At 66.7% G+C, this 16,657-nt stretch carries 20 protein-coding genes and 1 pseudogene; 9 read left to right on the plus strand and 12 right to left on the minus strand.

Annotation, left to right across the window (positions count from 1 at the left end; all coding sequences use genetic code 11):
* Nucleotides 1–96 precede the first annotated feature (96 nt).
* Complete coding sequence (locus MF609_RS00725; RefSeq protein WP_242414421.1) at nucleotides 97–774, plus strand: YiaD family glycine zipper/OmpA-like lipoprotein; 678 nt, start codon at nucleotides 97–99, stop codon at nucleotides 772–774.
* 130 nt (nucleotides 775–904) lie between these two features.
* On the opposite strand, the gene map is transcribed toward MF609_RS00725, so the two are convergent.
* The 4 genes from map to MF609_RS00745 are packed head-to-tail and all read right to left on the minus strand — an operon-like array spanning nucleotide 905 to nucleotide 2,650.
* A complete protein-coding gene (map, locus tag MF609_RS00730) occupies nucleotides 905–1,675 on the minus strand; it encodes a type I methionyl aminopeptidase (protein ID WP_242414422.1) in 771 nt (256 codons plus the stop codon).
* Between the two features lies 1 nt (nucleotide 1,676).
* Nucleotides 1,677–1,883 (minus strand): ParD-like family protein, encoded by a 207-nt coding sequence (locus MF609_RS00735; protein ID WP_242414423.1) that lies wholly within the window; start codon nucleotides 1,881–1,883, stop codon nucleotides 1,677–1,679.
* A gap of 48 nt (nucleotides 1,884–1,931) precedes the next feature.
* Nucleotides 1,932–2,366 (minus strand): nucleoside deaminase, encoded by a 435-nt coding sequence (locus tag MF609_RS00740; RefSeq protein WP_242415140.1) that lies wholly within the window; start codon nucleotides 2,364–2,366, stop codon nucleotides 1,932–1,934.
* A gap of 56 nt (nucleotides 2,367–2,422) precedes the next feature.
* The gene (locus tag MF609_RS00745; protein WP_242414424.1) at nucleotides 2,423–2,650 is read right to left on the minus strand and encodes a hypothetical protein; all 228 of its coding nucleotides are present in this window, start codon (nucleotides 2,648–2,650) and stop codon (nucleotides 2,423–2,425) included.
* Between the two features lie 164 nt (nucleotides 2,651–2,814).
* On the opposite strand from MF609_RS00745, the gene rpmB reads away from it, so the two are divergent.
* Nucleotides 2,815–3,114 carry a 50S ribosomal protein L28 gene (gene rpmB, locus MF609_RS00750; protein WP_055791529.1) on the plus strand — a complete coding sequence of 100 codons (300 nt, stop codon included), beginning with the start codon at nucleotides 2,815–2,817 and terminating at the stop codon, nucleotides 3,112–3,114.
* Between the two features lie 261 nt (nucleotides 3,115–3,375).
* Entirely contained in the window at nucleotides 3,376–3,951 is a 576-nt protein-coding gene (locus MF609_RS00755) for a 2-thiouracil desulfurase family protein (RefSeq protein WP_242414425.1), read from the plus strand.
* A gap of 235 nt (nucleotides 3,952–4,186) precedes the next feature.
* On the opposite strand, the gene MF609_RS00760 is transcribed toward MF609_RS00755, so the two are convergent.
* The 3 genes from MF609_RS00760 to MF609_RS00770 form a co-directional block, all read right to left on the minus strand.
* Complete coding sequence (locus MF609_RS00760; RefSeq protein ID WP_242414426.1) at nucleotides 4,187–4,333, minus strand: hypothetical protein; 147 nt, start codon at nucleotides 4,331–4,333, stop codon at nucleotides 4,187–4,189.
* Nucleotides 4,334–4,401: 68 nt separating this feature from the next.
* Nucleotides 4,402–5,568, minus strand: coding sequence for a nucleotide sugar dehydrogenase (locus MF609_RS00765; RefSeq protein ID WP_242414427.1), 1,167 nt, complete (start codon nucleotides 5,566–5,568; stop codon nucleotides 4,402–4,404).
* Between the two features lie 124 nt (nucleotides 5,569–5,692).
* Nucleotides 5,693–6,664, minus strand: a complete 972-nt coding sequence (locus MF609_RS00770) for an esterase-like activity of phytase family protein (RefSeq protein WP_242414428.1) — start codon at nucleotides 6,662–6,664, stop codon at nucleotides 5,693–5,695.
* An 88-nt stretch (nucleotides 6,665–6,752) separates the two neighbouring features.
* Here MF609_RS00770 and dapE point away from each other — a divergent pair, with 88 nt between their 5' ends.
* Complete coding sequence (gene dapE / locus MF609_RS00775) at nucleotides 6,753–7,889, plus strand: succinyl-diaminopimelate desuccinylase (RefSeq protein ID WP_242414429.1); 1,137 nt, start codon at nucleotides 6,753–6,755, stop codon at nucleotides 7,887–7,889.
* 114 nt (nucleotides 7,890–8,003) lie between these two features.
* On the plus strand, nucleotides 8,004–8,468 hold the full coding sequence (locus MF609_RS00780; protein WP_242414430.1) for a hypothetical protein: 465 nt from the start codon (nucleotides 8,004–8,006) through the stop codon (nucleotides 8,466–8,468).
* A 354-nt stretch (nucleotides 8,469–8,822) separates the two neighbouring features.
* Here the strand turns inward: MF609_RS00780 and MF609_RS00785 are convergent.
* A protein-coding gene (locus MF609_RS00785) for an IS5 family transposase (RefSeq protein ID WP_242414431.1) occupies nucleotides 8,823–9,574 on the minus strand; the annotation gives its coding sequence in 2 pieces (ribosomal slippage) (nucleotides 8,823–9,244 and nucleotides 9,244–9,574; 753 coding nt in all).
* A 47-nt stretch (nucleotides 9,575–9,621) separates the two neighbouring features.
* Nucleotides 9,622–10,191, minus strand: a complete 570-nt coding sequence (locus MF609_RS00790; RefSeq protein ID WP_242414432.1) for a hypothetical protein — start codon at nucleotides 10,189–10,191, stop codon at nucleotides 9,622–9,624.
* A gap of 705 nt (nucleotides 10,192–10,896) precedes the next feature.
* Between MF609_RS00790 and MF609_RS20020 the strand changes: the two are divergent.
* Nucleotides 10,897–11,025: pseudogene (locus tag MF609_RS20020) on the plus strand (PEPxxWA-CTERM sorting domain-containing protein); the annotation flags it as partial.
* A 228-nt stretch (nucleotides 11,026–11,253) separates the two neighbouring features.
* On the opposite strand, the gene MF609_RS00800 reads toward MF609_RS20020, so the two are convergent.
* A complete protein-coding gene (locus MF609_RS00800) occupies nucleotides 11,254–11,763 on the minus strand; it encodes a retropepsin-like aspartic protease family protein (RefSeq protein ID WP_242414434.1) in 510 nt (169 codons plus the stop codon).
* A gap of 439 nt (nucleotides 11,764–12,202) precedes the next feature.
* On the minus strand, nucleotides 12,203–13,123 hold the full coding sequence (locus MF609_RS00805; protein WP_242414435.1) for a hypothetical protein: 921 nt from the start codon (nucleotides 13,121–13,123) through the stop codon (nucleotides 12,203–12,205).
* A gap of 97 nt (nucleotides 13,124–13,220) precedes the next feature.
* Between MF609_RS00805 and xrt the strand changes: the two genes are divergently transcribed.
* From xrt to MF609_RS00820, 3 genes are read left to right on the plus strand one after another with little or no spacing between them, the layout of a single operon-like run.
* The gene (gene xrt, locus MF609_RS00810; protein ID WP_242414436.1) at nucleotides 13,221–14,138 is read left to right on the plus strand and encodes an exosortase; all 918 of its coding nucleotides are present in this window, start codon (nucleotides 13,221–13,223) and stop codon (nucleotides 14,136–14,138) included.
* Complete coding sequence (epsI, locus tag MF609_RS00815) at nucleotides 14,135–14,815, plus strand: exosortase-associated protein EpsI, V-type (RefSeq protein WP_242414437.1); 681 nt, start codon at nucleotides 14,135–14,137, stop codon at nucleotides 14,813–14,815. The genes xrt and epsI overlap by 4 nt, the downstream gene beginning before the upstream one ends.
* Nucleotides 14,812–15,627: a hypothetical protein gene (locus MF609_RS00820; RefSeq protein ID WP_242414438.1), complete on the plus strand. Its 816-nt coding sequence runs from the start codon at nucleotides 14,812–14,814 to the stop codon at nucleotides 15,625–15,627. Before epsI ends, MF609_RS00820 begins: the two co-directional genes overlap by 4 nt.
* Here MF609_RS00820 and MF609_RS00825 read toward each other — a convergent pair.
* The gene (locus MF609_RS00825) at nucleotides 15,615–16,595 is read right to left on the minus strand and encodes an NAD-dependent epimerase/dehydratase family protein (RefSeq protein WP_242414439.1); all 981 of its coding nucleotides are present in this window, start codon (nucleotides 16,593–16,595) and stop codon (nucleotides 15,615–15,617) included. The two genes, MF609_RS00820 and MF609_RS00825, sit on opposite strands and share 13 nt — an antisense overlap.
* Nucleotides 16,596–16,657 lie beyond the last annotated feature (62 nt).

Consider the following 16,657-nt stretch of genomic DNA (forward strand, 5'->3'; position numbering starts at 1 on the left):
TCGGTCAGGAACCGTTCAAAACGGGTGCGGAACAAGTGGCGCGTTGCCCGGTTTTTCCGGGCAAGACCGAAAATGGATACGTTGGAGGACATGGACATGGCGAAGGGCTCGAAATTCTGGATCGCGGGTGCGCTGTCGGCGGCGCTGCTGACCGGCGGCTGCGTGACCGACCCGGAAACCGGCGAGCGCAGCATCTCGCGCGCGGCGATCGGCGGCATCGGCGGCGCGGTCGGCGGCTACCTGCTGGGCGATCTGGTCGGCGGCCGGCGTGACCGGACCGAGAAGATCCTGGGTGCCGGTATCGGCGGCCTCGCCGGCGCGGGGATCGGCGCGTATATGGACAAGCAGGAGCGCGACCTGCGCGCCCGCACCGCCGGCACCGATGTCGAAGTGACGCGGCGCGGCGACGACCTGGTGCTCAACATGCCGGCGGGCATCACCTTCGTCTATGACAGCGCCAATGTGCAGCCGCAGTTCCGCGCGACGCTGGACCAGGTCGCCGACGTGCTGCGCGACTATAACCAGACCTATATCGACGTGTACGGCCATACCGATTCGACCGGGTCGGACGCCTATAACCAGACGCTGTCGGAGCGCCGCGCATCGTCGGTCGCGACCTATCTGACGTCGCGGGGCGTACAGTCGGCGCGCATCGGCACGCGCGGCTTCGGCGAGACCCAGCCGATCGCGTCGAACGAGACCGAGGAAGGCCGCGCCGAAAACCGCCGCGTCGAGATCAAGATCGTGCCGATCGAGCAGGACCAGCTGCGTTGATCCGACGGTAAATTCACTTTCTTCGTCACCCCGGACTTGATCCGGGGTCCCGGTTCCTACTTCGGTCAAAGAGAAGCGGGACCCCGGGTCGAGCCCGGGGTGACGACCTTTCTGAGGATATGCCTACCCATCACCGCCGCGGCGGTGTCTCGTCCGACCGCAGCGTCAGCACCTCGACCCCGTTGGCGGTCACCGCGACCGTGTGTTCGAACTGGGCCGACAATTTCCCGTCGGCGGTGACGACGGTCCAGTCGTCCTCCTCCTGCGCGACCTTGCGCGATCCCTGATTGACCATCGGTTCGATGGTGAAAGTCATGCCCTGCTGCAGCACCGCACCGGTGCCGGGACGGCCGAAATTGAGGACCGAGGGTTCCTCGTGCATCTCGCGGCCGATGCCGTGCCCGCAATATTCGCGCACCACGCTATAGCCCTGTTTCTTGGCATGGCGTTCGATCGCCGCGCCGATATCGCCCAGACGCGCGCCGGGGCGGACCTGCGCGATGCCGGCCCACATCGCCGCCTGTGCCGCCTGCACCAGCCGCCGGGCCTGCGGGGTAACGGTGCCGACCATATAGGTCTTGGACGAATCGGCGATGAAGCCGTTCTTTTCGAGCGTGATGTCGAGGTTGACGATATCGCCGTCGCGTACGGTCACCGCCTCATCGGGTACGCCGTGGCAGACGACGTCGTTGATTGAGCTGTTGAGGACATAGGCAAAGCCATACTGCCCCTTGCTCGCCGGGCGCGCGGCGCAATCCTCGACGATGAACCGCTCCACTAGGTCGTTGATCGCGAGCGTCGACATGCCGGCAAGCGGCTGGCGGTCGAGCATTTCGAACACGCTGGCGAGCAACCGGCCCGATTCGCGCATCAGGGCGAGTTCGGCGGGGGACTTCACCATGTCAGGCAGCGACCGCATCGACTGCGCGGACCTGTGCGGCGGCGAGGCGGGTGCGGACGATGTCGTTGAACGTCAGGTCGGGATTGGCTTCGGCGATCATTCCGATCGTCATCCAGAATTCGGCCTGTGCATTGATCGAGCGGCACAGCACCCCGCTCGCCCGCCGCACTTCCTCATGCAGCGCGTCGTCGATCTTCACGATACCCATTGCGATCCTTTCGATATACGAAACATATATGATCCGTATATCGCGCGGTCAACTGCCGCGTCGGCTCGCGAAGAAATCGCGTAGCAGCGCCGCCGATTCGGCCTCGGCGATGCCGGAATAAATGTCCGGGCGATGATGGCAGGTCGGCTGGGTGAAGAAGCGCGGACCGTATTCGACCGCCCCGCCCTTTGCATCCGACGCACCATAATAGAGCCGGGCGATACGGGCGTGGGCGATGGCCCCCGCGCACATCGCGCACGGCTCCAGCGTGACCCACAGGTCGCAATCCTCCAGCCGGTCGCGGCCAAGCGCGCGCGCGGCGGCGCGAATCGCCAGGATTTCGGCATGGGCGGTCGGATCGGCCAGCGCGCGCGGGGCGTTGGCGGCGGTGGCGATCACCTGCCCGTGGCGCGTCACCACCGCGCCGACCGGCACCTCGCCCGAATCGGCGGCACCGCGGGCGGCGGCAAGCGCGTGGCGCATCGGGGCAGCGTCGAACATGCGACCCCCTTGCCAGCCGGGACCGCCGCTCGCCAGCGTTACTGGGGGGCCTTTTCGACGTTGACCGTGGGTACCGCGACCGTGCGGTTAACGGTGCCGACATCCACCTTGCCGACCTCGACGTCGAACTTGGGCACCTGCCCGCCCTCGATCTTGACCTGCGGCAATGCGCCCTGCTGCGTCTGCGGAATGCCGATGACCTGAAAGATCATCAGCCCCGCGATGATCAGCACGACCACACCCAGCAATGCCAGAAATCCGCGCATCCATAGTCTCCCGATATTGCCATCATCCGAATCGTTGCCGTAACAACGCAGTCGCGGCGGTAGCGGTTGCACGCGCGCCCTTGCGGTTGACGCGGCAGTCGTTCGACGCTATCCGCGCCGTCTTTCCGGGGCATTGTCCCGACACAGAATCAGGATCAACGATCATGTCGCGCATCTGCGAGCTGACCGGCAAGGGCCGGCAGGTGGGTCACAATGTTTCCCACGCCAACAACAAGACCAAGCGCACGTTCCTGCCGAACCTGCAGAACGTCACGCTGATGTCGGAAGCGCTGGAGCGCTCGATCCGCCTGCGCGTGTCGACCCACGGCCTGCGTTCGGTCGAGCATGTCGGCGGCCTCGACAACTGGCTGCTGAAGACCAGCGACGACGACCTGTCGCTGCGCGCTCGCCGCCTGAAGCGCGACGTGAAGAAGAAGGCCGTCGCGGCAGCCGCCGCCGCCTGATTCGGTCACGCCGGTTGAACGATGGACCCGCCGGGGCGCTGCGTAGCGACCCGGCGGGTTTTGTCGTGGGTCCGGCCGCGAACGGGGTGGGACAGATGGTCCATGCCGAACTGTTTCATGTCTGCAGCGCATGCCATCCGGCACCCGACCGCGAGATCGCGGAAGCGCGGTGGGTCTTCCCGGCGACGGCGGAGACGATGCCGCTCACCCGCCGACGCGCGACCATGTGCTGCCACTGTTCACCGCACTGGCCCCGTCCGCATGACCCTGCCCAGGCTACTCGTCAGCGCCTGCCTGCTCGGGCGGCCGGTGCGTTACGACGGCTCGGCCAGGACGCTTGAGGATGCGCTGCTCGACCGCTGGGTCGCGCAAGGGCGTGTCGTGTCGGTCTGTCCGGAGGGGATGGCGGGCCTGCCCACGCCCCGGCTGCTCGCGGAGATCGCGGCGGGACAGGACGGAACGGCGGTAACGGGCGGCACTGCCCGCGTCGTCGAGGCCGACGGGACGGATGTGACCGATATCTATCTGGCCGGTGCGCGACTCGCGCTCGACCAGGCGATCCGCCACGGTTGCCGTCATGCGCTGCTGACCGATGGCAGCCCCTCGTGCGGCGGCGACTTCATCTATGACGGCAGTTTCCAGGGTCGGCGGATCGAAGGAGCCGGCGTGACCGCCGCGCTCCTGCGCCAGCATGGGATAGCCGTGTTCGCGCCGGGCGATTTGTCGGCGCTGGCGGCAGCACTGGGGGAACGGGATCGGTTCTGGGGTCCGATCGACATTAAGCGACGATCTTCACTATTCGTCATTCCCGCGCAGGCGGGAATCCATAACTACTGACGTTTCGGCTGGACTCGCGACGCTGGCGCACATGGACTCCCCCCTAGGCGCGAGTGACGGTAGGGACATAGCAGTCGTCCCGCATCTCAAGGGACTGAATGTCGATCGGCGCTCCGGTCTGATCCATCTGCCCTGAAAACTGAAACCTCACCCCAGCGGAGGCTGGGGTCTCTGGCGGCTCCTGCGGCGTGCTACCAGCGGGAGATCCCAGCCTTCGCTGGGATGACGCGACGGATCAGCGCTGCAGGATCGGGCGCTCGAGCACTACCGGATCAGGGGGCGCCGGCACGATGGCGAGTTCGGCGCGCGGCGAGGCGATAAGAGGACGCGATGCCGGTCCGTCATCGCCGATCGCCTCCAGCAAGAAGCGCCCGCCGAGCATGATCGACGGACGCTTCTTCCACAGTGCTCGACGCGCCCCGAACCGGGGGCCGGGCAGCCCCGCCCCGGTCAGTCCGAGCCGAAGATGTCGCGGGTGAACAGCTTGTCGCCGATATCCTCCAGTTCGGGGGCAGCGCGGTTGGCGATGATAACGTCGCAATCAGCCTTGAACTTGGCGATATCCTTGACGACCGCCGACCCGAAGAAATGCTCTTCGTTGAGCGCGGGTTCGTACACGACGACCTCGATCCCCTTGGCCTTCACCCGCTTCATGATCCCCTGGATCGACGACTGGCGGAAATTGTCCGATCCGGCCTTCATGGTAAGACGGTACACGCCGACCTTCTTCGGCTTGCGGGCGATGATCTGGTCGGCGAGGAAGTCCTTGCGGGTGCGGTTCGCATCGACGATCGCGCGGATCAGGTTCTGCGGCACTTCGGAATAGTTCGCCAGCAGCTGCTTGGTGTCCTTGGGCAGGCAATAGCCGCCATAGCCGAAGCTGGGGTTGTTATACTGCATCCCCACGCGCGGATCGAGGCCGACGCCCTCGATGATCTGCCGCGTGTTCATGCCACCGGCGATCGCATAGCTGTCGAGTTCGTTGAAGAAGGCGACGCGCATCGCGAGATAGGTGTTGGCGAACAGCTTGATCGCCTCCGCCTCGCGCGAATCAGTGAACAGGATTGGCGCATCCTTCTTTTCCGCACCCTGCAGCAACAGGTCGGCGAAAATGCGCGCACGGTCCGAGCGTTCGCCGACGATGATGCGCGACGGATGGAGATTGTCGTAGAGGGCGCGGCCTTCGCGCAGGAATTCGGGGCTGAAGATCACCTGCGGCGCGTTCAGCCGGATGCGGACGTCCTCGACGAAGCCGACCGGGATGGTCGACTTGATGACGACGGTCGATTGCGGGGCGTGTTCGACCGCCACCTTGATGACCGCCTCGACCGAGCCGGTGTTGAACTTGTCGGTTTCGACGTCGTAGTTGGTCGGGGTGGCGACGATGACGTAATCCGCCCCGGCCAGTGCGACCGCCGCATCGGTGGTCGCCGACAGGTTCAGTTCGCGCTCCGACAGGAACTGTTCCAGTTCGGTATCGATGATCGGCGACTTGCGATCGTTGACCAGCGCGACGCGCTCCTCGGAAATGTCGACCGCGACGACGTCGTTATGCTGCGCCAGCAGGACGGCATTCGACATGCCGACATATCCTAGGCCGAAAACCGCGATCTTCATTCGATGTATCCCCGAAAAATATCGTTCTGCGTCTATCCCCCCCGATGGCATCACGACAAGCCCTTTGCTGCACCACAGCATAGCCGAAAATATCGGCTTGGGACACTATGTTGGCCAAATGTGGTCACAAGCGCAACGGCAGCGCGAATTTCAGTAGCAAGGTCCGTTGGGTGATCGATTGGTTATCGTCGGATACGACCCACAGGATCAGCCGATCGCCTTCGCGAACCAGCGCCAATCCTTCAAAATTATCGTGCAGCGCGGGCGGTTCGAACCGGGCGATGGTGCGCCCGGTCACGAGCTGGCCCGGACGCAGGCCGCGCATGTCGGCGATCTGCAGCCGCGCCGTGAAATAGTCGCGCAGGCTGATGCTGCGCGTCAGGACCAGCAACCGTCCATCGGGCAGCGCGACCGCATCGGTCACGCGGTAGTCGGCGGGTGCCTGGTAGCGGAACGGCATCGGCCGGATGCCGGGCGCAGTCGGGTCGCCGGAAAAGCGCAGCGCGGAATAGCCCTGCCGGCCCTTGCGGCCATGCGCCTCGCTCAACACTACCACCGATCCGTCTGGCATCGCCGCCATCGCTTCGGGGCCGCCATTTTCCGACCAGCGCCGCATCGCGCGCGGCGCGGCATGTCGCACCGGGCGGAGGTCGCGGTCGAAGCGCCATATCTGGTTGTCGCGTTCATAGCCGACCAGCATGTCCCCGCCCGGCAACACTGCCAGCGATTCGGTGTCGCGGTCGCGCTTTTCCCAGCCCGTCCCCGGCCCCGCCAGTTCGGTGACCCGGGTATCGCGCACCCGCCAGTCGCGCCCCATCCGGAAGCGGAGCAAACCACCGCCATCGGACAGGAGCATGAACCGGTCGCCCGCGACGTGGATCGCGGAAAAGCCGCCAAACGCCGGATCCGACGCGGTCAGGGACACGCCGCCGAGATACGTCAGGGCGCCGTTGCGCATCCGTCGCGGATCCGCCGGATAGAGATCCACCGGGGCCGCATCGACCTGCGGTGCCGCGCGATAGAGCGGCAGCCGTTCCGAACCGCTCCACGAGGGAAGCAGCAACAGCACGGCGAGACAGACCAGCAGAATACGCATCGCCCCCGCCTTACCCGATCGCTTCCCTGCCGCCAGTAGCCTTTTGCCGCGATTAGGGTACAGCGCGATGCGGGACCGGAATACAGCGATGGGGTGGGACAAGGTGGTGGATGTCGTCGAACTGGCCACGGGGCTGATCGCCTGCGACAGCGTGACCCCGGCGCGGGGGCAGGTATTCGACGTGCTGGAGGCGGCGCTGGTGCCGCTGGGGTTCGATGTCGACCGGTTCGTGACCGGCGCGGCACCGGACGGTCCGGTCGAAAACCTCCTAGCGGTGCGCGGCACCGTCGGACGGCATTTCGCCTTTGCTGGCCATGTCGACGTCGTGGCACCTGGCCCCGGCTGGACCTCCCCGCCCTTTGCCCCCGAACTGCGCGACGGATTACTGTTCGGGCGCGGCGCGGTCGACATGAAGGGCGCCGTCGCCGCCTTCGTCGCGGCGGCGGCGACGCTGCCGGCGGATTCGGGCACGATCAGCCTGATCGTCACCGGCGACGAGGAAGGGCCAGCGGTGTTCGGCACCCGCGCGCTGATCGACCAGATGGCGGCGCGCGGCCTGCGGCCCGACCTGTGCCTAATCGGCGAACCGACCTGCACCCAGCGGCTGGGCGACATGGTGAAGATCGGGCGGCGCGGGTCGGTCAATCTCTGGATCGACGTGCCCGGCCGGCAGGGGCATGTCGCCTACCCGCACCTTGCCGACAATCCGATCCCCAAGCTGGTCGCGGCGCTGGCGGCGATCGAGGCGGTGGTGCTGGACGCCGGCAACGCCTGGTTCCAGCCGTCGAACATCGAGGTGACCGACATCACGGTCGGCAATCCGGCGACCAACGTCATCCCCGGCCATGCGGCGGCGCGGCTGTCGATCCGGTTCAACGACGAACATTCCGGTGCCGCGCTGGTCGAGCGGATCACCGCCATGGTCCACGCCCATGCCCCCTTGGCGCAGGTAGAGGGGCGGATTTCCGGCGAAGCGTTCCTGACCCCGCCGGGAGACTTTTCCGCGATGGTGTCGGCGGCGATCGAACGCCACACTGGCATCGTGCCGGAGCTGTCGACGACCGGCGGAACATCGGACGCGCGCTTCCTGTCGCGCCTGTGCCCGACGGTCGAGTTCGGCCTGCCGAACGCGACGATGCACAAGATCGACGAGGCGGTCGCGGTCGACGACCTGCGTGCGCTGACCGCGATCTATGCCGATATCGCCCGGACCGCGCTGGCATGAGGGCGGGGCGGGGCAGACTTACCTGGCCCGTAACCCTTTCGTAAGCAGTCGCCACAACGCTTTCGTAAGCAGTCGACGCTAGCTTCGTCGGCATTGAACTAGTTGGGGAACGTCGTGTCGCAGCCCGCACAAATCACTACCGGCCTGTCGGGAAACCGCCGCGGACGCCAGCGCATCGGCATCCAGCGGTCGGCGGTGCTCCGCGTTGCCGGGCACCCGCCGATCCCCATTACCCTGGTCGACCTGACCCGTGACGGCTGCCTGATCGAAACCGACGCCGTGCTGGCGGCGGATCAGCAGATCGAGCTGGGCATTGCCGGCATCGGCACCGTCGGCGCGCGGGTCGTGCGGTCCGGCACGATCGGCTATGGCTGCGAATTTGCGGAGACGCTGCCGTCCGGCGCGATCACCAATGCCAGCCGCGCCAATGTCGTGCAGCTCGAAACCGACGTAATGACGGTAGCGGAGGGCGCAGCCCAGGCCGGCAAGGTTTCGCCGCGCCAGCGCCTGCTGGCCGTCGCCGCGATCGTGGTACTGCCCTGGGCTGCGATCGCCGGCATCGCCGCCCTGCTCGGCTAAAGGCTGATCCGACTATATTGATCCCAACGCGTCCTGGAATCTCCCGGTGATAGCACGCCGTAGGAGCCGCTGGAGACCTCAGCCTTCGCTGGGATGACGTAGCAGGGCAGATGGTCGACCTCCAGGGTGGATCGACATCCAGTCCCCCGGAGACGCGGAATGACTGCTCTTCCGCCCTATCGCCACTCCCGCGTAGGCGGGAGTCCCGATGCGCTCGAGCCAGCAAATCCTGCCGAAACGTCAGCGGTTACGGATTCCTGTCTTCGCGGGAATGCCGAAAACTCTCGATCGCCGCTGAATGCCGATGGGTCTCACGGTCCTGTTCATCGATATCGAACTAGGGATTGTGGGGATTCATCGTGAATGGATGACGGCGGCAGCGAGGTAGATCATTGCCTCGAAGCTGCGATCGGTCTTGCAGGCGCGCATGGCAATACGTTTGAACTCCTTGAGCTTGCAAAAGAAGTTTTCGATGAGATGCCGCCATGCGTAGATTGCGGGGTCGATCCTGAGCTTTTGCGCACGGCCTGGATGCTGCGAGATGACGACCTTGGCACCGCGATCGTTCAGCTCGGCCACAAGAGCGTTACTGTCAAACGCTTTGTCCGCGATCAGTCCCTCAAAGGCGATGCCGTCGATCAGCGGTGGCACCTCGACGCTGTCGTGGCGCTGACCTGGCATCAGCCGGAAGCGCACCAGATTGCCCAGCGCATCGGTCATCGCGAGGATCTTGGTCGTCATGCCGCCTTTGGAACGGCCGATGGCCTGGCTCTGAGTCCCCCTTTTGCGCCCTGACCATGACGGTGAACCTTCACGATCGTCGCATCGACGATGGCATATTCCAGGTCGGGTTCGTCTGACAGCGCATCGAATATCCGTTTGAAAACATCCGCTTCGCGCCAGTCGCGAAACCGGCGGAAGGCCGTGCTCCAATTGCCGAACCGCTCCGGCAGATCGCGCCATGGACTGCCAGTCCGCACGATCCACAGCACCGCCTCCATGAACAGCCGATTGTCCCGGCCACTACGCCCCGGATCGGTCGGCTTCCCCAGACAATGCGGCTCCATCTTCGCCCACTGGGCGTCCGTTAGAATGTTGCGATCCATCCACAGCGTGAATTACATTCGAGCCTCAATGTGAATCCCCACGCCCCCTAGTACAGCCAGTTCGACCATTCCGCGACCGGCGTCCACCGGCCCTGCCGCCGCTGAAGCGCATAGAGCGCCCCGTGGTGATTCGCCTCGACCACCACGAACCCGATATCGCCATAGCGAACCGGGTCGCGCACGCCGAATCGCGGCGTACAGAGGCGCAGGCGGTTGATGACCCACCACCGCGCGGTGACGCCCGCGGGCAGCGCATCCTCGGTCAGCGTCAGCCGGCGGCGGATATCCCCCCATGGCCGCGCCATGCGGGTCGCAGCGCCGTTCAGCGTCTGCTGCACCATCGGCGGCAGTGCGTCGGAGCGGTCGCGCACCGCCGGCGGGGTCGGTTCGCCGGTCGGCACCTTCAGCCCGGTCGGCGGGAACCAGCGCAGGTCGGCGCGGGAGCTGCGCGGCGCGCGCGCCATTTCGCGGAAGACGCTCAGCGTATCGCCATCGGTCACCCGGTCGGTACAGACCGGACCGTTGCGGGCGACCATCAGCGTCAGCACGGACCGCACCATCGCCTCGTCGTCGTCGATTCGTCCGTCGCCGCGACCGCCGGAGCAGCCGGCGAGCATGAGCGTCAGGATTCCGATGACGAAACGTCGCGGGCGCGGGGATGGGATGTGGCCAGGCTCCATCGCCGGGACCATCGGCGCGCCGCGCGCAAAAGTAAACGGCGCAGCGATGTGCACCGGAACGGGACGTCCCCGAATCCGCACGCGTTAGCCGTTGGAAACTTTTCGGCGTTGTGCGATTAATAGTTCGCAAAGGAAAATGCCGTGAGCGAACGAATTGCAACTCTGCGCAGCGAAGATCGGTGGCGCCGCTTGATGACGGCCGGAGTCGTTGGGGTGCTGACCCTGTCGAGTGGTACCATCATCTCCGAACGCGCCCTGTTCAGCCCCCTGGCCGATGATCCCGCCCTCGCCGGGTTCGCGCCGACCGCCTATGCGATGCTGACACCGCAGGGCGGCCCCGGCGGGCTGCGCCGTCCCCGCGGCGGCACCCCGTTCCCGCAGGCGTTCGGCGCGATTCCGCAGCCCGATGCGTCGGCGTCGACCGGCGGCGCGCCGGGCGGCGTCCCCGATGGCGCGACCGGCCTCACCCCGGCGCCGCAGGGCGTCGGCAATCTTCCCAGCGACTCGATCCCCGGCGGACCGGGCGATCCCGGCGGAGCGGGAAGCGGCCCGGGCGGCTCGCTGCCCGGTCCGGGCGAGTCGTTGCCGGGCGGCGGCGGCGCGGCTCCGGGCACGACGCCGGGCGGTCCGGTGACGCCGCCGGTCAGCGCCGTTCCCGAACCGGCGAGCTGGGCGATGATGATCCTGGGCCTTGCCTTTATCGGCGGCATCCTGCGCCGTCAGCGCGGCGGAGCGTCGCGCGCGATGACCGGGCGCACCGCGACGGCCTGATCGCGCGTACGAACCGACACAGAGGCTGTGCGGAAACGTGCGATGCATGTTTCCGCACAGCCTTTTTAGGGCATGATGACGGAGGATAGAACCGTTCGTGCTGAGTAGGGGCTGAGCGAAGTCGAAGACCTGTATCGAAGCACCTGCCTCACACGGTCCTTCGATACGCCATTTCGACAAACTCAATGGCTACTCAGGACGAACGGATCAGCCTTCAGTCATCATGCTCTAGCGAAGGTGCAGCCTGCCTTCGGTCAGCGTGACCGAATTGAGCTTTTCCAGCATGTTCTGGCCGAGCAGCGACACGCCCAGCCCGTCCCGGACGACCACCGCGCGCAAGCCCCGGACGTCGTGCCCGGCCAGCTCGATCCGCTCCAGTTTCGTCCAGGCCATCGCCGCATCGCCGCCGACCGTGCTGACGCGCCCGACGAACTTGTCGCGATCCACCACGATGCCGGCCGCCCGGGCGTCGGCATCGGTCAGGACCATGTAGGACGCACCGGTATCCACCAGGAACCGGATCGGTCGTCCGTTCACCTTCGCCTGGACATAGAACAGCCCGTCGCTGTGCCGTTCCGTGCGCAGGCTGGCCTGCTCGGTCGCCGGCAGGGGTGGGGGTGGCTCGGTCGCGACGATGGGCACCGCCGCGGCGGCGACCCCCGCTGCTACCGGGGCGAAGCCCAGCCGGTCCGACTCGCTGAGTGCGGCGAGGCTGGCGGTGGCGATGCCGGAAAGCACCGCTGCACGAAGGATGGCATTGGCGAACATGGCAACCGGTATCGCACCGGCGACTTACGCTCCGGTTCGCGAAAATGGTGCATCGTCAATTAACTAGGACCGGTCGATTGTAAGAGGTCGATCGCCGCTCGCGACTCGGCGAAGCCGAGATTTCGTCACTTGAAGCTGTTCCGGGATGTACCCATCCCCGAACGCTGCAGATCAGGTGTTCCACCGATGTGGAACCAGACGTCATCCGAGCGAAAGCTCGGATCTCCCGGTGACGGCACGCGACAGGAGCCGCTAGAGACCACAGCCCGCGCTAGGGTGACGTTTTTGGGTAGATGGATCGCCCCCGAGGGACCAGCCCAAGTCACGAGTCGATTGTGTCAGCGCGGCGATCCGCCTTACCACAACGGAACCAGGCGACCGGTGATCCAGCCCAGCCGGTCGAAACCGCCTACGACCCCGCGCCCACCGCTCGTCCCGCCTTCGGCGTCGCCGGACCATAGGTCCGACGCAGATGCACGGTCTGCAACAATCCGGCGATCAGCATCACCAGTCCGGCCAGCGTCAGTTGCGCGGCGACGACCCAATAGGGTGCGCGCATCGTCCGGGTCGAGTTATAAAGGACATAATAGGGCCGCGTGACCCGCAGCCCGGCATAGCGATACAGCCGCTCGATCGACCCGGGCAGGTTGTTGCGGACCAGCGTGCCGGTCCGGTCCTCGACCCGCTCGTTCGGCGTCATCCGCGCCTGATCGCGCGGCTCCAGCTCGACGAAATAGGCGATCTGCGGCATCGCCGGGTACGTTCCGGCGGCGACGATCGGCGCGAACCGCACTCCGCGCCGCGTCACCAACAGGTTCTGCGCAAAGGCGGCGGTACGATCGTACAGGATCGTGCCCCGCAACTTCGCCGCCCCGCTGTCGGCGGCGGTCACGCCGGCCGGATCGGCAGTGACGATTCGGTCCGCGCGGCGATCCGCCGTCCGCGTGAGCGCGACCAGCGCGATCACCACCGCGGCGCTGAGCAACGCGCTCGCCACGACGAACAGGAACTGGCGGAACCGGACCGCGCTGATATGGGCCGCAACGACGGGCGACTGGTCGGCATAGCGCGGGTCGTCGCGCTGGTGCCGGTCGCGCAGCAGCAGCAACGCGGGCGATGCGAACAACAGTACCGGCAGCACGAAGGTCAGCGTCGGCGCGAACTGGCCGAACTGGTCGAACTGCCATTCGGCCAGCGTCGCATACAGCCCGGAATAATGGAGCATTTCCCACAGGAAATACAGCAGGACCACCAATACCCACAGCGTCATGATCCGCGCAAGAACGGCACGATCGACGCGTGGCATCCGCGATTTCAACCAGCCACGCATCGCAATCCCCCTTATCATCCTGCCCCTGCCAAGGCGGTTCGTCGCGCAGGGGCAGGGACCTTTGCGCTTACCGTCCGCAAAGTCTAGCGTTACAGGGATGTTCAACGCCCCTGCCTCTGTTCACGTTCCGACCGCCCCCGGCGACTCCGCCGCACCCGCCGCGGGCGGGGAGGCAAGCGGCTGGCGTGCATGGGGCGATTACTGGTTCCTCGCCCTCGCCATCCTTCTGTTCCTGCTGCCGGTGGCGGGTGCGATGGTCCGCGAAAGCTGGTCGACCGAACAGGGGGCGCAGGGACCGCTGATCCTCGCCAGCGGGTTGTGGTTGCTCGCGCATGAGGCGCGCGGCCTGCGGGCCCTGCCCGGAAAACGCAGCCTCGCCGCCGCGGCGATGCTGCCCGCGGCACTCGCTGTCATCTTCGGTCGGGTGACCGGCAATCTGTGGGTCGACTGGGCGGGAAGCCTCGGCGCGCTCGCCGTCCTGCTCTATGCGATGGCTGGGGCGGCGGCGGTACGCCGGCTGTGGTTCCCGTTGCTCTATCTGCTGTTCCTGGTGCCGATTCCCTATGTGATTATCGGCCCCCTCACCCATGCCCGCAAATTATGGCTGTCGGGCAGCGCCGTCGACCTGCTGTCCTGGGCGGGCTACGACGTCGCCTATGGCGGCACGACGCTGTATATCGACCAGTATGAACTGCTGATCGCGGATGCCTGCGCCGGCATGAATTCGCTGTTCAGCCTCGTCGCGATCGGCGGTTTCTATATCTATCTGCGCCATCGCGACCGGGTAAAGCGGGCGATCTTCCTCGCGGCGATGCTCGTTCCGGTCGCAGTCTTCACCAATTTGCTACGGGTCGTGCTGCTGATGCTGGTCACCCGCCACTGGGGCGATGCCGTGGCGCAGGGGGTGTTCCATGATGCGATCGGGATGGTGATGTTCGCGACGATGCTCGGCACCCTCGTGCTGCTCGATCTTGCGGCCGCCGCGCTGACCGACCGCCGGGGAACTCCGGCATGAACGGGGTCCCGCGCCCCGACCGGCGACAGTTGATCCTGGGGACGGCGCTGCTCGCCACGGCGGGGCTGGCCAACGTCTTACGCCCGACTGATGCACCCGCCGCCACGATCGACCTGATGCGCGCGATCCCGCTGGTGCTGGGTCCCTATCGCTACGACAGCGCGATCGCGCTCGTCCTGCCCGATGCCGGGGAGACCAGCCAGCGGATCTATGACCAGGTGCTAACCCGCAGCTATGTCGCGGCCGGGCGTCCGCCGGTCATGCTCGTCATCGCCTATGGCGCGGCGCAGGATGCCGGCCTCGCGCTGCACCGGCCCGATGCCTGTTATCCGGCGGCCGGCTATCGGATCGAAGCGACCCGGGCGGTGCAGGCGCGTCTGAGCGAAGCCGCCGCGATCCCGGCGACCCTGCTCACGGCCACGCGCCAGGACCGGGTCGAACAGGTGATGTATTGGACCCGGATCGGCGACCGTTTTCCCACATCGGCTGTGGCCGAGAAGCTCGACATCCTGCGTGCCAATCTGTCCGGCGATCGCCCCGACGGCGTGCTGGTCCGGCTGTCGGTCGAGGACGGCGACCCGGCGGCGGCGCTGGCGCAGTTGCAGCAATTCGTCGCCACGCTGCTCGCGACGATCGGTCCGGCCGCGCGTGCCCGGCTGGTCGGGGGTGCCGCGTGACCCGGCGCGGTGGCGTTCCGGCCCTGTCGCTGCTACTGCTGCTGGCGGCAATCCCCGCCGGCTGCGACCCCGGCCCTCCCGAAGGGCAGGTGGTCGCGCGCGTCGACGGGGAGGAAATCACCCGACGCGACCTGCTGCTCGAATTACAGGCCAGCGGTCTTGCGCCGGGAGTCGATGTCGACCGCTACCGCAAGGCGCTGCTCGAAGCGGTGGTCGCCCGCAAGCTGCTGGCGCAGGCCGCCCGGCAGGACGGTATCGACACCACGCCCGAATATGTCGCGGCGATCCGGCGCGACCGCGAACAACGGCTCGTGCAGTTCCTAGCGAACCGCGACGCCACCCGGCTGCAGCCACCGACACCGGACGCCATCCGCGCCCACGCCGCACGGCGCGACGGCGCCTATGCCGCTCGGCAGTTGCTCACGGTCGAGCGGTTGCGCCTCGCCGATACCGGCGCGGAGCGGGCAATCGATCTGCGCGGCCCGATCGATGCGGTCGCGGCGCGGATGGATACGGACGGCCGCCGCTATCGGCGCGACCGCGCGTCCGAAGACAGCCTAACCCTTACTCCTGCGCGGCGGGCCGCACTGGCGGCTACCGCCGGCGGCACCGCGCTGCGTACCGATCAGCCGGGCGAGGTCGTTCTCGAACAACTGGTCGCCGCCCGCCCCGCGCCGATAGCCCCGGCGCTGCGCCCCGCCGTCGCCCGCGACGAACTGGAACGGGCCGCCCGCGCCGCGATGGAGGCCCGGCGCACCGCCCGGCTCCGCGCGCGGGCGCGGATCGAATATCAGCCGGGTTACGCGCCGTAGAAGTCGCGATACCAAGCGGCGAACTTGCCCAGGCCTTCCTTCAGCATGACCTTGGGACGGTAGCCGCACACCGCGTTCAGCCGCGACACATCGGCAAAGGTCGCGGTCACGTCGCCGGGCTGCATCGGACGCATGATCTTCTTGGCCTTGCGCCCGATCGCTTCCTCCAGCGTCTCGATCATCTCCATCAGCCCGACCGGGTGGCTGTCGCCGATGTTCAGGATGCGGTTGGCGCCGCGCTCCGGCGGATGGTCGAGCGCGCCGATGATCCCGTCGACGATGTCGTCGATATAGGTGAAGTCGCGCGCCATGCGCCCCTCACCGAACACCTCGATCGCCTCGCCGCGTATCAGCTTCTGGGTGAAGCTAAAATAGGCCATGTCGGGACGCCCCCATGGCCCATAGACGGTGAAGAAGCGCAGCCCGGTCTGCGGAAAGCCGTACAGCTTGGCATAGGACTGGCTCATCAGCTCGCACGCGCGCTTGGTCGCCGCATAGAGCGATACCGGCGCCGCGGCCGGTTCGTCCTCGGAAAAGCCGGCGGTGTCGATCGGTTTGTCGCCATAGACCGAGCTGGACGACGCATAGACCAGATGGGCGAAACCCTCCGGCGCGTGGCGGCATGCCTCCATGATCGACAGATGGCCGGCGAGGTTGGAGCGCTCATAGGCGAACGGATTTTCGATGCTGTAGCGCACGCCCGCCTGCGCGGCGAGATGGACGACCCGGTCGACGCCGTTGTCGTGGACCAGGCCGGCCATCGCCCCGCTGTCGGTAATATCCACCCGGTGGAAGGTGAAGCCCGTCTTCCCATCGAACGTCGCCAGCCGCGCTTCTTTCAGGGCGACGTCGTAATAGTCGTTGACGCTGTCCACGCCGATCACCGTCTCCCCCCGCTCCAGCAGGCGATGGGCGGTGGCATGTCCGATGAAACCGGCGACCCCGGTGACGAGAATGGGACCAGGCATCAACACTTCTCCATTGGCGTCGGTCACGACGCAAGCACTTTCCCGGCCTACCTACAGGATAG

It is taken from the genome of Sphingomonas panni, assembly GCF_022664435.1.
In the GTDB taxonomy this organism is placed as follows: Bacteria; Pseudomonadota; Alphaproteobacteria; order Sphingomonadales; family Sphingomonadaceae; genus Sphingomonas; species Sphingomonas panni.

Coding starts and splice junctions, on each gene's coding strand:
- MF609_RS00725 (WP_242414421.1), top strand. CDS start 97: ATGGCGAAGGGCTCGAAATTCTGGATCGCGGGTGCGCTGTCGGCGGCG.
- map (WP_242414422.1), bottom strand. CDS start 1,675: ATGGTGAAGTCCCCCGCCGAACTCGCCCTGATGCGCGAATCGGGCCGG.
- MF609_RS00735 (WP_242414423.1), bottom strand. CDS start 1,883: ATGGGTATCGTGAAGATCGACGACGCGCTGCATGAGGAAGTGCGGCGG.
- MF609_RS00740 (WP_242415140.1), bottom strand. CDS start 2,366: ATGCGCCACGCGCTTGCCGCCGCCCGCGGTGCCGCCGATTCGGGCGAG.
- MF609_RS00745 (WP_242414424.1), bottom strand. CDS start 2,650: ATGCGCGGATTTCTGGCATTGCTGGGTGTGGTCGTGCTGATCATCGCG.
- rpmB (WP_055791529.1), top strand. CDS start 2,815: ATGTCGCGCATCTGCGAGCTGACCGGCAAGGGCCGGCAGGTGGGTCAC.
- MF609_RS00755 (WP_242414425.1), top strand. CDS start 3,376: ATGACCCTGCCCAGGCTACTCGTCAGCGCCTGCCTGCTCGGGCGGCCG.
- MF609_RS00760 (WP_242414426.1), bottom strand. CDS start 4,333: ATGCTCGGCGGGCGCTTCTTGCTGGAGGCGATCGGCGATGACGGACCG.
- MF609_RS00765 (WP_242414427.1), bottom strand. CDS start 5,568: ATGAAGATCGCGGTTTTCGGCCTAGGATATGTCGGCATGTCGAATGCC.
- MF609_RS00770 (WP_242414428.1), bottom strand. CDS start 6,664: ATGCGTATTCTGCTGGTCTGTCTCGCCGTGCTGTTGCTGCTTCCCTCG.
- dapE (WP_242414429.1), top strand. CDS start 6,753: ATGGGGTGGGACAAGGTGGTGGATGTCGTCGAACTGGCCACGGGGCTG.
- MF609_RS00790 (WP_242414432.1), bottom strand. CDS start 10,191: ATGCTCGCCGGCTGCTCCGGCGGTCGCGGCGACGGACGAATCGACGAC.
- MF609_RS00805 (WP_242414435.1), bottom strand. CDS start 13,123: ATGCGTGGCTGGTTGAAATCGCGGATGCCACGCGTCGATCGTGCCGTT.
- xrt (WP_242414436.1), top strand. CDS start 13,221: ATGTTCAACGCCCCTGCCTCTGTTCACGTTCCGACCGCCCCCGGCGAC.
- epsI (WP_242414437.1), top strand. CDS start 14,135: ATGAACGGGGTCCCGCGCCCCGACCGGCGACAGTTGATCCTGGGGACG.
- MF609_RS00825 (WP_242414439.1), bottom strand. CDS start 16,595: ATGCCTGGTCCCATTCTCGTCACCGGGGTCGCCGGTTTCATCGGACAT.